Below are 13845 nucleotides of genomic sequence, written 5' to 3'. Positions count from 1 at the left end.
GTTCGACCGCTACTCTGATGATTATTTATTATCACAGTATTATACGGCGGTGAACAGATGGAAACGGTTAGCGGCAATCTTGCCTCGGCGCTCAGGATCGAGCCGGACATTACCGCGATTATCGGCAGCGGCGGCAAGTCGACGTTGCTCAAGACGCTCGGCCTTGAGCTTATGCGCGCTGGTGGCCGCGTGCTCCTCTGCACCACCACGCATATGTTTCCCGTCGCCGGCGTGCCATGGGACGGGTCGAACCGTCGCCTGGACGCCGCGCCTTGGAAGCCGGGCGCCGCGCATGTCCCCGGTTGCACCTGCGAGGCCTGCACGGGCCTTGTGCACGGAAGCATCTGCCAGGCAGGCGTCTTGGACCCGGAGACAGGCAAGCTCTCCGCCCCCGCTGAGCCGCTCAACGAGCTGGCACGGCGCTTTAACTACGTCTTGGCCGAGGCGGACGGCAGCAAGCGGCTCCCACTCAAGGCCCACGCCACCTGGGAGCCGGTGATTCCCTCTGGCGCGGCCAACATCGTCTGGATCGTCGGCGCCTCGGGGCTCGGCAAGCCCATCAACGAAGCAGTCCACCGCCCCGAGCTCTTTTGCGAGCGTTGCGGCTGCGAGCTCACCGACATCGCCACACCCGAGCGCGTCGCCCAGGTGCTCAATGCCGAGATGCAGGCGCTGGAACTCAGCACCGCACGCGTCATGCTCAACCAAGTCGACACGCTCAGCGACCCCACGATGGCCGACCGCTTCGAAGCAGCCCTCGGCCGCCCCATCGTCGCCACCAGCCTCCAGGGGTAGCCAATTTGGCGTCGTCCCCGTTAGCGGGGGACGTAGCGGCCGGGTTGGGCTCCGGTGGGCTCGCCGTCGCGCGCGGCCAGCACGCCGTTCACAAACACAGCCTTGGCGCGGCCGTGCGCCTCAAAGCCCTCGAGCGGCGTGTAGTCCACGGCCTGATGCTGCGTCGCCGCGCGAATGGTCCAGCGCGCCTTGGGATCCCACACGCACACGTCGGCATCGGAGCCCTCGGCAAGACAGCCCTTGCGCGGATACATGCCAAACACGCGCGCCGGGTTCTCGCTCATCAAGCGGCACAGATCCTCGGGGCCCAGCTGTCCCTCAAAACTCGTAGCGATCGCGACGGGGCGATGCTCCACACCGGGCCCGCCGTTGGGAATCGCGCGGAAGTCATCGCGCCCGCGGTCCTTTTGCCCGTGCAGGTTAAAGCTGCAGTGGTCGGTCGCAATCGTATCGATCTCGCCGGCCACAAGCGCCTCGCGCAGTGCCGCACGGTCGCCGGCATGGCGCAGCGGCGGGCTCATCACATACTTGGCGCCCGCAAAGCCGTCCTCGCCCTGCTCCAAGTAGCGCGTATCGTCGAGCATCAGATATTGAGGACAGGTCTCGACATAGATGTTCTTCTGCCCGCGCGCTTTGGCAGCGCGAATGGCCTCGAGCCCCAACTTGGTCGAAAGGTGTACCACGTTGACCGGTGCGTCGCCGGCCAGGTGTGCCAGATACAGCAGACGGCTCACGGCCTCGGCCTCGCACACATCCGGACGGCTGAGCGCATGGCCCTCGGGCCCGTGGATACCCTGCTCAAACACGCGCTTCTGCAGCTCATTCACCAGCGTACCGTTCTCGCAATGCACGCACAGTATGCCGCCAATACGCTTGAGTTCCTCCAGCACCTCGAGCGTCTCGGCATCGTCCAGGCGCAGATGATCGTAGGCAAAGTAGGTCTTGAACGACGATACGCCCGCCTCGCGCATGGCCGAGAGGTCGGCGCGGTTGCGCTCGTTCCACTCGGCGAGTGCCATATGAAAGGCGTAGTTGGCCGTGCAGGTTCCGTCGGCGCGGCGATGCCACTCGGCCAAGGCATCGGGCATGGTCACGCCGCGATCGGCCGTCGCGTAGTCCACAATGGTCGTCGTGCCGCCGCAGGCAGCCGCGCGCGTGCCGGTCTCAAAGCTATCGGCTGTCCAATCCATGCCGGTCCAGCACTGCATGTGCGTGTGCCCATCGATAAAGCCCGGGAACACCCAGCAGCCCGCAGCATCCTCGACGGTATCGCCCTCGGCCGGCTCAATCGCCGCGGCAATCCGTACGATCTTATCGCCATCCATGGCAAGATCGGCGCGGCGAAGCCCCTGGGGCGTCACGAGTGCGCCGTTTTTGATGATGATCATAATTGCTCCTTATTGATTGATGCAGTTGGCCACGCGATCAAAATACGAGCAGGCGGCGATATGCTCCGTTATGCGTCGCTGTCCCTTGACGGTATCGACGTCCCACAGCTCGTAGGCACGCGCCTCGACCAGCACCACGTCGGTACGGTCCTTGAGGATCGAACCGCCGCCGTCCTTACCCTCAAGACACATAAGTGCATCGAACAGTTCCGCCGGAAAGAGCACCGGGCTCGAAGGCTCACCGTTGCACGCAAGACGCACCGGATACTTGCGGCCACGCTCATCAAACGCGCGAACCATGGTCTCAAAAGAATCCGAACTCACGAGCGGCTGGTCGCCCGGCAAAAAGAGGCAACCCTTCCAGCCGCGGCTCGCCCCCCACGAAAGGCCCGCACGGACGCTTTCGCTCCTGAGCTTGCCATCGTGCAGCACGCACGGGCAATGCTTGTCCTCGCAAATCTGGGCGACCTCGGGCCAACGCGTCGAAACCACGACGTCAAAGCCCCGGGGAACCGAATCGATAGTCCGGGCAATCAGCGGCTTGCCATAGATATCGGCAAGCATCTTGTTAGAGCCAAGCCGCTTGCCCTCGCCCGAAGCCATAATGACGCAACCGAGTTTCATGGCGATACCTCCCCTGAAACCATCGTACCCATAACTCGCGTCGCGGGGCATCTACATCGAAAGCGCTTATCCCGCACGCCCACGATGCAAAAAGGGGCACCCCGCCGGTTGGCAGAGCGCCCCCTTTACATGGCTTACCTCAGCGCGGCTTTAGGCCTGGAACCAACGGGCGGTGTTGCGCTCGTCGAGGGCCTTGAGGGTAGCGGCGGGATCGGCAACCTTCTGCAGGAACATCATGGCTGCGATGGCGTACGGCTTGTAGCTGGCCTCCTTGTACATGCCCACGCGGTGCATGTCAAAGACGTCGGCGTTGACCTCGCCGTGCTCGCAGGAGACACCGGAGATGTCGGCGGGCAGCGGGTGCATAAAGATGGTGTCCTGGCCGTTGGCGGTCTTCTCCATGAGCTCGGTCGTGGAGCACCAGTCCTGATGGGTGGCGTTCTGAGCGAGCAGCTCCTTCTCGAGCGCTGCGATGCCGGCGTCGTCGCCCTCGGCGTACAGGTTGGTACGCTTCTCCATGGCGGCAAACGGAGCCCAGCTCTTGGGGATCACGATGTCGGCGCCCTCGAAGGCCTCGGCCATGGTGTTGACCTGCTTAAAGGTGGTGCCGGACTCGGCGGCATAGCCCTTGGCGCGCTCGACGACCTCGGGCATGAGGTCGTAGCCCTCGGGGTGGGCCAGGGTGACGTCCATGCCAAAGCGGGGCAGCAGGCTGATCAGCGACTGCGGGCAGGACAGCGGCTTGCCGTAAGAGGGCGAATAGGCCCAGGTGACGGCAACCTTCTTGCCCTTGAGGTTCTCAAGACCGCCAAACTCGTTGATGAGGTAGAGCATGTCGGCAGAGGACTGCGTGGGGTGGTCGGAATCGGACTGCAGGGAGATGAGCGTGGGACGGTGATCCAGAACGCCGTCCTCGTAGGCCTGCTGGACAGACTCGGAGACCTCGGCCATGTAGGCGTCGCCCTTGCCGATGTACATGTCGTCGCGGATGCCGATGACGTCGGCCATGAAGGAGATCATGGTAGCGGTCTCGCGGACGGTCTCGCCGTGAGCGATCTGGGACTTCTTCTCGTCCAGGTCCTGCAGCTCGAGGCCGAGCAGGTTGGCGGCCTTAGAGAAGGAGAAGCGCGTACGGGTGGAGTTGTCGCGGAACAGGGAGACGGCCAGGCCCGAGTCGAAGATCTTGGACGAAACGTTGTTCTCACGCAGCTCGCGCAGGGCGTCGGCAACGATGTAGAGAGCCTTGAGCTCATCGGTGGTCTTATCCCAGGTGTGCAGGAAGTCGCTGCCGTACATGCCCTTAAAATCGAGGCCGTTCAGCTGCTCGACGAGCTCGGTAAACTTGGCGTCCATGTAAATATCCTTTCCATAGATGAAACGATCGCAATGAGTAGATGTGCTCCGGCATGCGCGTGTGGCTAGAACATGCAGAGCACTATGACGAGGACCCGCTACCGTTGAGGAAGCATGGGAGATAACGACCGCGGGCCCCAAGTCAACAGGGGGTGCCGGGGACACAGGCTGTCCCCGGCTCAACAAGATCGAGGAATGGGACTAGTCGATCTTGTTGTTGGTCAGACCAGCGCGGAACACGGTAGCGTCGCCATCGGCCTGGCTCGGATCGTAGAGGTTCAAAGCAGCAACATACATGGCGGCAGCGGTGACCAGGTCGTCCTTGTAGGTGACCTCGTTGGGAGCGTGAGCCTGAGACTCGGCACCCGGGCCAAAGCCAACGCAGGGGATGCCATAGCGGCCCTGGATGGAAACGCAGTTCGTGGAGAAGGTCCACTTGTCGCACAGCGGACGGCCGGTGCGCTTGTCCATGCTGGGCTCGCAGCCGATGCGCTCGTCACCGAACATGGCCTTGTGGGCGTCGACGAGGGCCTTGACGTGCGGAGCGGTCTCCTTGTTGATCCACGTGGGGAAGTAAGCCTCGGTCTCGTAGACCTCGCCGGTCCAGGACGGACGGTCGTACATGTACATGGAGACCTTCACGTCGTCGCCGTACTTCTTGGCGGCCGGCAGGTTGCGGATCTCGTCCAGGCATGACTCCCAGGTCTCGCCGGCGGTCATGCGACGGTCGATGGAGATGGCGCAGGAGTCAGCGACAGCGCAGCGGCTGGGGCTGGTGTAGAAGATCTGGCTGACGGTGCAGGTGCCGCGGCCCAGGAAGCGGGCATCCTCAAAGTGCTCGGGGTTGTACTTGGGGTCGAGCATTTTGACGAGGCCCTTGATGTCGGTCGACTCGTCGCAGCCGTTGTTGTTGAGGGCGCGGACGTCGGCGATGATGTCGGCCATCTTGTAGATGGCGTTGTCGCCGCGGTCGGGAGCGGAGCCGTGGCAGGAGGTGCCGTGAACGTCGACGCGGATCTCCATACGGCCGCGGTGACCGCGATAGATGCCGCCGTCGGTGGGCTCGGTGGAAATGACGAACTCGGGCTTAATGCCGTCCTTGTTGTAGATGTACTGCCAGCACATGCCGTCGCAGTCCTCTTCCTGGACGGTGCCGACGACCATGATCTTGTAGCCCTCGGGGATGAGGCCCATGTCCTTCATCATCTTGGCAGCGTAGGTAGCAGAAGCCATGCCACCCTCCTGGTCGGAGCCGCCGCGGCCGTAGATGATCTCGTCGGTCTCGTAGCCCTCATAGGGATCGGCATCCCAGTTCTCGATGTTGCCGATGCCGACGGTGTCGATGTGGGAGTCGATGGCGATGATCTTGTCGCCCTCGCCCATAAAGCCCATAACGTTGCCCAGGCCGTCGACCTTGACCTCGTCATAGCCAAGGCTCTCCATCTCGGCCTTGATGCAAGCGACAACCTCACCCTCCTCGCAAGACTCAGAGGGGTGAGAGATCATAGCGCGCAGGAAGCGAGTCATATCAGCACGATGAGACTCAGCAGCAGCCTTGATAGCGTCGAAATCGAGTTCTTTAGCCATTGTTCATAACCTTTCAAACGAAGGAATCTACCTGTGAGGTGGCGGAGCGATACCTATTCACTCCGCCCTAACGATTAGCAAGTGGGATATTCGCCTTCCCAAACAATACGGCGATACTGGTCGGGGTCCGTATCGCCCTCGGTGGAGAAGCAGAGCACGGAGCTCGTCTTGTCCAGGCCGATGAGCTCCTTGAGCTCGGCGTACTCGGGATCGAGCATGAGAGTCTCGACCAGGCCGGTGGTCACAGCGCCGGACTCGCCGGAGATGACGCGCGGGTCGCCCTTCTCGGGAGCGCCCAGGGTGCGCATGCCGCGAGCGGTGACCCAGTCGGGGCAGGACACGAAGGCGGTGGTGTGGTTGCGCAGGATATCCCAACCCAAGATGTTGGGCTCGCCACAGCACAGGCCGGCCATGATGGAGGGCATGTCGCCGTCCACGATGCGCGGATCGCCGTCGCCGGCGGCAGCGCCCTTGTACAGGCAGGCGGCAGGCGCGCACTCAACCACGACGAAGGTGGGCGGGTTATCGGGATACAGGTTGGTGAAGTAGCCCACCACGGCGCCCGCGAGCGAACCCACGCCAGCCTGGACAAACACGTGCGTCGGGCGGTTGATGGCCATCTCGCGCAGCTGCTCGGCAGCCTCGGAGGCCATGGTGCCGTAACCCTCCATGATCCAGGACGGGATCTTCTCGTAGCCCTCCCAGGCGGTGTCCTGAACGATGACGCCGCGCTCGCAGGCGTCGGCCTCGGCGGCGGCCATGCGCACGCACTCATCGTAGTTGACCTCTTCGATGGTCACCGTTGCGCCCTCGGCGGCGATGTTATCGAAGCGAGGCTTGGTGGAACCCTTAGGCATGTGCACGACGGCCTTCTGGCCCAGCTTGTTGGCAGCCCATGCCACGCCGCGGCCATGGTTGCCGTCGGTGGCGGTAAAGAAGGTAGCCTGGCCAAAATCCTTGGCAAGCTGATCGGAGGTCAGGTAATCGAAGGTGCACTCGGCAACGTCCTTGCCGGTCTCGTCGGCAATGTAGTTGGCCATGGCAAACGAACCGCCCAGAACCTTAAAGGCGTTGAGGCCAAAGCGATAGCTCTCGTCCTTAACGCACAGGTTGGACAGGCCCAGGCGCGCGGCCTGGCCGTCCAGGCGGGCAAGCGGAGTGACGGTGTACTGGGGGAACGACTGGTGGAAGGCGCGGGCCTTCTTCACGTGGTCGAGGCTCATGATTCCCAAGTGCTTGTCATCGCTCTTGGGCATCGTGTTGCCCGCCCACTGGATCTTATCGGCCATACGGTGAACTCCTTAAGTTCTCTCTTGCCGGCCCCCGCATACGCGTTTCAGCCCGATCCCATTCACACGGCTGAACTTTTATGTGGATGCCAAACAAAAAGTTTGTTAGCACTGTTCTATCACACTTTTTGATTGGTAAACCTAACAAATTGTTTGTTGCCGTAATCGGTACTTTTTCGCCGCCGAACGGTCGCATAACGCAGCGACGCCTTCGTTATTTGCGAACAAGTGTGGTTTATGGCAAAGTGTGCCCAAACTAATTTTTAGGAAGGCACCCATGACCCCCGCACAGATTGAGTTTTATAAGCGCCTCGCACACGGTCTGGCGCTCCAATTTGGTCCCAACTGCGAAGTCGTCGTCCACGATCTGGAGACCGAGGACGTGGACCACTCCATCGTGGTGATCGAAAACGGCCACGTCAGCGGGCGCAAACTGGGTGACGGCCCCAGCCATATTGTGTTTGAGTCCATGCACGAGGGCACCACCGACGTGCACGACCGCGAGCCGTACCTCACCAAAACCACCGACGGCAAGCTGCTCAAGTCCTCGACCATCTTTATCCGCAACGACGAGGGCAAGCCCGTCGGCATTTTGGGCATCAACTTTGACATTACGCTTATGAAGGCTTTTGAGCGTTCGCTCGACGCCTTTACCGGCACCGGCGGCACGGGCTATACCGAGCCCGAGCCCATTACCAAGAACATCGGTGACCTGCTCGAGGACCTGCTGCACGAGTGCGAGCAGTTTGTGGGCAAGCCCGCGGCACTTATGACCAAAGATGAGCGCATTCGCGCCATCGGCTACCTCGACCGTCGCGGCGCCTTCCTCATTTCCAAGTCGAGCGAGCGCGCCTGCGAGTTCTTTGGCATCTCCAAATACAGCTTCTATAGCTACCTCAATGAGGCCAAGGCGGCAGCAGGCGACAAGTAGGCACTCACCTGGATTGCCCCTCCCCTTTTGGGCGCGAGTTCTGGAAAGCATGAATCCAAGACCGAGCCGCTTGGGAAGTTCCATATAATCGATGTCATTAGTATTTCGAAAGGGTGGAACAGAATGGCGTTGAGCAAGGCATCGTGCACCGGTCGCGGATTGATTCCGGCAATTGGTGGACATGTGCACCGCATGTTCGATGAGGGTGAAGACGACTTGTTTTCGCTGAGCCTTGACGACGTGATGGATGATCGCCCGTGGACCGCCGACGAACTCATGGGCGGCGGGGCTCGCCCGTCAAGCCCCAATCCCGCACTTGCGCCTAAGCCCGCATCTGCGCCGGCTCCTGCGCAGTCGCCTGTTTCGACGCCCGCGTCTGCGCCCACACCCACTTCGGCGCCCACGCCCACTCCCCGCCCCGCAAGCGACCCGTCCGAGACGGCGGCGTTTCTCGCTGCGGCGACGCAGAGCAAATCGCCCGACAGCACCGTTATGTACAGCGCCCAGCAGTTGCCTGTTCCTGCGGCACGCAAGCCTCCGGTCACAAGGCTCGATGAGCCCGTTGCCCATCAGGTTGCCTACGATTCCTGGGCTGCAGCCGATCTGGATGAGACCTCTACCGGCATGCCGGCGCTCGACGTTCCAGTTAACCCGCTTTTTGCCGCCAACACGAGCGCCGCGGGCTATGAGGGCGGTGCGGCATATTCCGATTATTCCGATGGCTATGCTGACGCCGGTCGCATCGAGACCGAGGATTATGGCACCACATCGAGCGATTATCTCAACGATCCGTACGCCGCCACGCCTGCACCGGAATATGACCCGGAGGCCGCGTCCGCGCCGGCGTATACCAAAAGCACGGGCGAAGAGCGCTTCGCCGATTATTACGCCGAGGAAAAGGCGCTGCGTTTCTCGGAATTTCCGCAGGCAGTCAAGGTTGCCTTTATCGTCATTGTCATTGCCCTGCTCGGCGTCATTGCGTTTGAGGGATTCCAGCTGTTCCGCGGCCCCACCCAGGCGGAGTCGGAGACCCAGCAAAAAGAGGACGACAACCAGCACCTGGACATCAACACCCTCAAAGGCGACCCCAACGACGGAGACGATGAGTAGCGAGAGCTGAAGGCGACCGCAGGATCCCGCATCCAGCACTGGCTTCTAAGTGCTGTTTTGTCATCCAGCTACACTTTTCCGGATAATTTGCCTATCGAATTTGACACTTTTCCGAAGTTTTAAGGTGCCTATTTCGACACTTTTCCGGATGAAAGCCGAATAATCACTTGGGAAACCAACGCAGTCCGCTCGTCATTTCGCGGATGGCGCTTGATTTCTGTCCGTACACGTTGATAGACTTCCTCTTGCCCGCAAGGAGCGGGCGCGTTTTATCCAGAGTCGGGGTAGAGAGTTGGCTCCACGATCCCGACGCCAACCGGCCAAGAGGCACGGTGGCCCTGCCAACATCGATGAAAGGAGTCCGTATGGACAATTTCTCCGTGCGCAGCGAGCGCAATTTCCACAACCTGATCGTCAAGCCAAAACGAATGCATCTTCTAGACGAGCCGAGCGGCTACACCTCGGCTTTGGTGAAGAGCGGCCTCTCCCACCAGATGCGCTTTACCATACAGAAGCTCGAGGAGGAACTCTGTGCTGCTGGCAATCCGCACGTACTGCAGATTCAGCTGCTCGGAGACGACTCGCGCGAGCCGTCTAGCTGGAAGCTCTTTGCCGACGGCGCGTGTGTCGCAAGCGGGTCCGGAGCCTTTGCCCGCGAGCGCTTCTGCGAGGGCGCTGAGGTGTTTCTGGACCTGTGTCGCGACGCCGTACGCACAGCCGAGCTGCGTCAGTGGAGCCAAAGGGAGTACGAGCTGCTGAGTGCAGCGGGCGGGATTGCGGAAGTGCAGGTAGGCGGACCGAGCCACTCGTCATACTGATTGACGCTTCGATTCAAACAGCAGGGCGGAGTCGCGCTTACAGCGCTGCCATGCCAAACCGAATGGCGTTCTCAAAAGGCCTACCCCCTCCGCCTTCAGCTTCAGCAGCAGGTCGCTCGACCCGGGGCACTTGTCGGAAAGGCGCATCCGGGCTCGCTCGCCCATCCCCCACCGCTGGCGGACTTCCTGGGCGCGCGGGCTCACGCGGTAGTCCCCGTCCATCATCTGCTTGAGCAGCTTGGCGGTCACGCGCGCATCGGCCAGAGCGCTGTGGGCGTGCCCCGTCGACTCGTCAAACTCGATGCCAGACCACGTCGCCGCGTCGCCCAACGAGACGCGCCCATGGCTGCCCACGTCCATAATCGAGGTGTAAAACGCCTGCAGGTCGGCCCAGTCCGAAGGAAATGCGGCAAGGTCGATGTGCTTTGCCTGGCACTCGGTCAAAAGCTGTCGACGATCCGTCCCGCTCCAGCAAACTATCTGAGCGGAGTAGCGACCGATCCAATCGCTGAGCCTTTTGATCACCGTGTAGAGCGGATCGGCCATCGCGGTGTCCACGGTCGATATCCCTGTAAGCTCGCGGACGGGAAACGCAACGCCTTCGGTAAATTCCGTCTGCACAAACTGCGAGAACTCGCCCATCACGTTGCCGTGGTAATCGAGCTCGACGGCGCCGACCTCGATAATCTCATTGTGCAGTCCACGGCGCTGGCGCTGCTTTGGCACCGGCGCAAACTCAAAGTCCAGCACGATCTGGCGCGCAAAGTTCGTCGTATCGATAGCCGAGATGCACGGCGTCTTTTTAGCTGGCACGGTTAGGGCCTTTCTCCGTTGCCTGCCGCTTGCTACATAGGCGGCTACATTGCCGTAAAGATAGGCGCCCGTGCGGACATGAAATCGCACAGTGCAGCTTTCCGGCATCCTTGCGTAAAGCTGCGCTTTGAGATGGTCACGTCGCTGTTATTATCGAACATATATTCGTATTTATGGCTGCAGTTTGATAGACTGGTTATTGTTGACGGCAGTTCCATGTGCCGGGCAGCGCCCTCCATGCGACGGGAGGTGATGCCCATGACCGATCTGACTGATTTTGTGAAGCTCCTGACCGCTTTGGTCTCGCTCCTCACGGCGCTTATCGGACTTACCGAGGCACTCAAGCAGCATACGAAGCATAAAAAGAGGGGTCGACGCCGCTAAGGCGATGACCCCTTAATCCAAGCAACGGCGCTGCCCAGCTCTTCACTACTTGGGCTGCCGTCGACCTTATTTTACCCACGGGCACCGGGTTTACCAAATGGATTTTCGGTAAAGGAAGCACGGCACGCCCGCAAAAACACTACGCCCCAAGTGCCGCCACGGGGATCACCGCCACGCCGTCGTCGCGTGTGTAGGCAATGCTCCCCTTTCCAACCACGACCGGCAAAAACGCCGGCGCGGCATTCTGGGCGTCAGGATTGGAGAGCACTTTCCTCTCCAGCGCCTTGAGATTTCTCGCTCCATCGTCTGCTTTCGCATCGCTCAGCTTGACCTCGATGGCTCCTCAGCGCCCGTCGTGCTCAACGATCAGATCGACCTCAAGGCCCTTCTCATCTCGGAAATAATGGACACTGTTGTCGACACCGCCGTAGGTGGAAAGGAACACGCGCACGTCGCGCAGAACGAGGTTCTCAAAGAGCATCCCAAACGTTTGCATATCGCCAAGCAGCCGCTCAGGGGTAGCCCCCAGCAACGTCGCCGCAAGTAACGGGTCGCAGAAGTAGCGCTTGGGGCGCACGCGAACGCGGGCCTTCGAGCGCATGGGCGGCTCCCATCCGCACAGGTCCTCGGTCAGCTTGAGCCTGTTGAAGAGGTCCAGGTACGCAGCGATGGTCCTCTCGTCGGGACCCGCCCACCGTACGAGGCGTCCTTTATGAGCGTCTTGTACGTGACAGCCTGGCTCTCGTTCATGGCAAGAGCTCGCAAAAGGCCGTGTGCAAGCTCGGGCGATCATGCGATATACGAAATTACGCCATTATCAATGCGGATTTTACGCTACTTCCAATGTAGTTTTTACGCCGTTGCGGATGTAGTTTTTACGCTATGTTCATTGAAGGTTTTACGCTTGGCATCCTTAGCGCGACGCTCGCTCGGCCCCTGTCCACCGGATTGCCCGAATTCCGGGATGCTGCCTCCGCTCCAAACAAAAGGCCCCGACTCGCGATGAGCTGCCTCCCATTTCTTGAACATTAGAAATGGGAGGCTTTCCACCCCATGTTTCTATCGGAAACGGCATCCCGTCCTGAGCATCGAATCCGGGACGTAGTTTCCGCATGCGGCTTCGTTAGGAAAGCATGTTCCACTCTGAGCGCTCATTCCGGGGTGCAATTTCCGCCAGAGACGCCGCCGGGAAAGCACATCCCGGTTTGGAGCCGAAATCTGGGATGTAGTTTCCGCTTGAAGGGCGATCCGGAAAGCACGTCCCATTCCGAGTGGCAATTCCGGGTCACAGTTTCCGCAGATACATGGCGACAGTCCGCCGCCCTTATCACATGCCTTCAAATATGCGATCCAGAAACACAAAACAGCAGATAGAATGCTCTTTTTCAAAAAGTACACGTCCCGAAACTTACCAAGACTTCATATCCAGCCACCGTTCACGGTCGCCGATTACCGCCCACCGATTCAAACAAGAAATATGTCGCCAAAAGCAGGTCATCTACCTGCTTGGTTAGATTTTGGTCAGCTTTTGGTCAGCTGAGCGGCAAGTTCCAGCTGATACGTTTTTGCTACCCAAAAGGAGGCGGTAGCTCATGACCCATTGCAATGACCAGCTCATCGACCAACTGCTCACTCAAGCCGAACAAGAGGGGCGCTGTCTGATTCCCCCGAGCACGGCGATCCGAAAAGCGCTCCTTCGGCGCACCGGCGGCACGGTTGTCTCGCCCATGCCGGGGTTGTTTGCGCGAAAAACGCGCTGGGATGAACTCAACCGAGCGCAACGCCATTGCGAGATTATCCGCGCCCTTGCGATCATCCATCCCGATTGGACGTTCTGCTCGTTTTCGGCAGCTTGCCTGCTGGGGCTCGAGGTCTCGTGGCGACACCTGAACGTCGTGCATGTTTGCAGCTCGACAAAGCCGTCGGCTCGTCCGGGCGCACATATTCAGCGACACCAGATTGAGCCGGCCGGAGCAATACGCAAAGCCGGCGTATCGGTAACGCCGCCCATCCAAACGGCCACAGATTGTCTGCTGCAAACTGGTTTTGCCGACGGCATGCCCATTGCCGATTCGGCGATCTCAAAGCTCGGCCTTGCGCCGGAACAGCTGATGGAGGCCGTTGAGCAACGAGCGACTGCCCGCAATGGTCGCGCGATTCGTACGGCTCTCACAACGCTTCGATATGCCGACGCCCGCGCCGAGAGCGGCGGGGAATCGGTCGCCCGAGCCGTCATGATCGAGACGGGCTTTGCGCCCGACTGGCTTCAATACGAGCTGACGGATCCCTTCGATTCGGCCAAGCCCATACGAACGGACTTTGCCTGGGAACGCCAGGCGCGGGAACTCACACTGGGCGAGCTCGACGGACTCATCAAATATACCGACCAGACCATGCTGGCCGGACGCACCACCGCCGAGGCGCTCGTTGCCGAACGACAGCGCGAGGCGCACTTGTCGCTCTACGGTCACCCTCTGCTGCGTTTTACCATGAACGAGGTCCGCTCGGCAGGAATGCTCGCGAAAAAGCTGCAGACGGCAGGCATCCGGCAGACCGCTCTGCCGGCATGGCTTAACGACGTGGAGCTGTAGGGGCCGCTGAACGGCGACTCGCCTCGTCGCATCTTGCCAATCTGGGACATGCTTTCCCAGCAGCCACGCTGGCGGAAAGCGCGTCCCAGTCTGGACGCTCAAAACGGGACGGGACTGCGGACAAAAAGTTGGACCATCAGGTCCGGTTTGGAGTCCGCATGA

The 13845-nt window shown here is 60.8% G+C and carries 14 protein-coding genes and 1 riboswitch; of the genes, 6 read left to right on the top strand and 8 right to left on the bottom strand.

The features are described from left to right. Positions 1–57: 57 nt before the first annotated feature. Positions 58–795, top strand: a complete 738-nt coding sequence (gene yqeC / locus DW195_RS09160; protein ID WP_118206512.1) for a selenium cofactor biosynthesis protein YqeC — start codon at positions 58–60, stop codon at positions 793–795. 20 nt (positions 796–815) lie between these two features. On the opposite strand, the gene hydA is transcribed toward yqeC, so the two are convergent. The 5 genes from hydA to dpaL all read right to left on the bottom strand — a co-directional run bounded on the left by hydA (position 816) and on the right by dpaL (position 7036). Then, the gene (gene hydA / locus DW195_RS09155) at positions 816–2183 is read right to left on the bottom strand and encodes a dihydropyrimidinase (RefSeq protein WP_118206511.1); all 1368 of its coding nucleotides are present in this window, start codon (positions 2181–2183) and stop codon (positions 816–818) included. Between the two features lie 9 nt (positions 2184–2192). After that, on the bottom strand, positions 2193–2807 hold the full coding sequence (locus tag DW195_RS09150) for a nucleotidyltransferase family protein (protein WP_158567930.1): 615 nt from the start codon (positions 2805–2807) through the stop codon (positions 2193–2195). A gap of 150 nt (positions 2808–2957) precedes the next feature. Continuing rightward, positions 2958–4160, bottom strand: coding sequence for a knotted carbamoyltransferase YgeW (gene ygeW, locus DW195_RS09145; protein WP_055252229.1), 1203 nt, complete (start codon positions 4158–4160; stop codon positions 2958–2960). A 201-nt stretch (positions 4161–4361) separates the two neighbouring features. Continuing rightward, on the bottom strand, positions 4362–5747 hold the full coding sequence (locus DW195_RS09140) for a YgeY family selenium metabolism-linked hydrolase (RefSeq protein WP_055252228.1): 1386 nt from the start codon (positions 5745–5747) through the stop codon (positions 4362–4364). 74 nt (positions 5748–5821) lie between these two features. Next, positions 5822–7036 (bottom strand): diaminopropionate ammonia-lyase, encoded by a 1215-nt coding sequence (dpaL, locus tag DW195_RS09135; protein ID WP_055252227.1) that lies wholly within the window; start codon positions 7034–7036, stop codon positions 5822–5824. A 277-nt stretch (positions 7037–7313) separates the two neighbouring features. Here dpaL and DW195_RS09130 point away from each other — a divergent pair, with 277 nt between their 5' ends. The 3 genes from DW195_RS09130 (at position 7314) to DW195_RS09120 (ending at position 9895) form a co-directional block, all read left to right on the top strand. Further along, entirely contained in the window at positions 7314–7967 is a 654-nt protein-coding gene (locus DW195_RS09130; protein ID WP_022094290.1) for a transcriptional regulator, read from the top strand. 123 nt (positions 7968–8090) lie between these two features. Next, on the top strand, positions 8091–9077 hold the full coding sequence (locus DW195_RS10540; RefSeq protein ID WP_199576351.1) for a hypothetical protein: 987 nt from the start codon (positions 8091–8093) through the stop codon (positions 9075–9077). 266 nt (positions 9078–9343) lie between these two features. Then, positions 9344–9434, top strand: a riboswitch (SAM riboswitch). 8 nt (positions 9435–9442) lie between these two features. Then, on the top strand, positions 9443–9895 hold the full coding sequence (locus tag DW195_RS09120; protein WP_117736006.1) for a hypothetical protein: 453 nt from the start codon (positions 9443–9445) through the stop codon (positions 9893–9895). Here DW195_RS09120 and DW195_RS09115 read toward each other — a convergent pair. Continuing rightward, on the bottom strand, positions 9887–10708 hold the full coding sequence (locus DW195_RS09115; RefSeq protein ID WP_158555261.1) for a 3'-5' exonuclease: 822 nt from the start codon (positions 10706–10708) through the stop codon (positions 9887–9889). The genes DW195_RS09120 and DW195_RS09115 overlap by 9 nt on opposite strands. 258 nt (positions 10709–10966) lie before the next feature. On the opposite strand from DW195_RS09115, the gene DW195_RS10675 reads away from it, so the two are divergent. After that, positions 10967–11092, top strand: coding sequence for a hypothetical protein (locus DW195_RS10675; protein ID WP_255413174.1), 126 nt, complete (start codon positions 10967–10969; stop codon positions 11090–11092). 139 nt (positions 11093–11231) lie between these two features. Here DW195_RS10675 and DW195_RS10670 read toward each other — a convergent pair whose 3' ends face one another. Continuing rightward, the gene (locus DW195_RS10670; RefSeq protein WP_255413173.1) at positions 11232–11360 is read right to left on the bottom strand and encodes a hypothetical protein; all 129 of its coding nucleotides are present in this window, start codon (positions 11358–11360) and stop codon (positions 11232–11234) included. A 75-nt stretch (positions 11361–11435) separates the two neighbouring features. Beyond that, a complete protein-coding gene (locus DW195_RS10770) occupies positions 11436–11693 on the bottom strand; it encodes a DUF4143 domain-containing protein (RefSeq protein WP_370215181.1) in 258 nt (85 codons plus the stop codon). A 991-nt stretch (positions 11694–12684) separates the two neighbouring features. Here DW195_RS10770 and DW195_RS09105 point away from each other — a divergent pair. Further along, positions 12685–13683 (top strand): hypothetical protein, encoded by a 999-nt coding sequence (locus tag DW195_RS09105; protein ID WP_118206509.1) that lies wholly within the window; start codon positions 12685–12687, stop codon positions 13681–13683. Positions 13684–13845: the final 162 nt, after the last annotated feature.

Origin of the sequence: Collinsella sp. AM17-1 (genome assembly GCF_003470665.1) — a bacterium.
Taxonomy (GTDB): domain Bacteria; phylum Actinomycetota; class Coriobacteriia; order Coriobacteriales; family Coriobacteriaceae; genus Collinsella.
The sequence above is the reverse complement of the archived record's forward strand: the minus strand, read 5'-3'. Positions and strand labels throughout refer to the sequence as shown.

Coding starts and splice junctions, on each gene's coding strand:
- yqeC (WP_118206512.1), top strand. CDS start 58: ATGGAAACGGTTAGCGGCAATCTTGCCTCGGCGCTCAGGATCGAGCCG.
- hydA (WP_118206511.1), bottom strand. CDS start 2,183: ATGATCATCATCAAAAACGGCGCACTCGTGACGCCCCAGGGGCTTCGC.
- DW195_RS09150 (WP_158567930.1), bottom strand. CDS start 2,807: ATGAAACTCGGTTGCGTCATTATGGCTTCGGGCGAGGGCAAGCGGCTT.
- ygeW (WP_055252229.1), bottom strand. CDS start 4,160: ATGGACGCCAAGTTTACCGAGCTCGTCGAGCAGCTGAACGGCCTCGAT.
- DW195_RS09140 (WP_055252228.1), bottom strand. CDS start 5,747: ATGGCTAAAGAACTCGATTTCGACGCTATCAAGGCTGCTGCTGAGTCT.
- dpaL (WP_055252227.1), bottom strand. CDS start 7,036: ATGGCCGATAAGATCCAGTGGGCGGGCAACACGATGCCCAAGAGCGAT.
- DW195_RS09130 (WP_022094290.1), top strand. CDS start 7,314: ATGACCCCCGCACAGATTGAGTTTTATAAGCGCCTCGCACACGGTCTG.
- DW195_RS10540 (WP_199576351.1), top strand. CDS start 8,091: ATGGCGTTGAGCAAGGCATCGTGCACCGGTCGCGGATTGATTCCGGCA.
- DW195_RS09120 (WP_117736006.1), top strand. CDS start 9,443: ATGGACAATTTCTCCGTGCGCAGCGAGCGCAATTTCCACAACCTGATC.
- DW195_RS10675 (WP_255413174.1), top strand. CDS start 10,967: ATGACCGATCTGACTGATTTTGTGAAGCTCCTGACCGCTTTGGTCTCG.
- DW195_RS10770 (WP_370215181.1), bottom strand. CDS start 11,693: ATGCGCTCGAAGGCCCGCGTTCGCGTGCGCCCCAAGCGCTACTTCTGC.
- DW195_RS09105 (WP_118206509.1), top strand. CDS start 12,685: ATGACCCATTGCAATGACCAGCTCATCGACCAACTGCTCACTCAAGCC.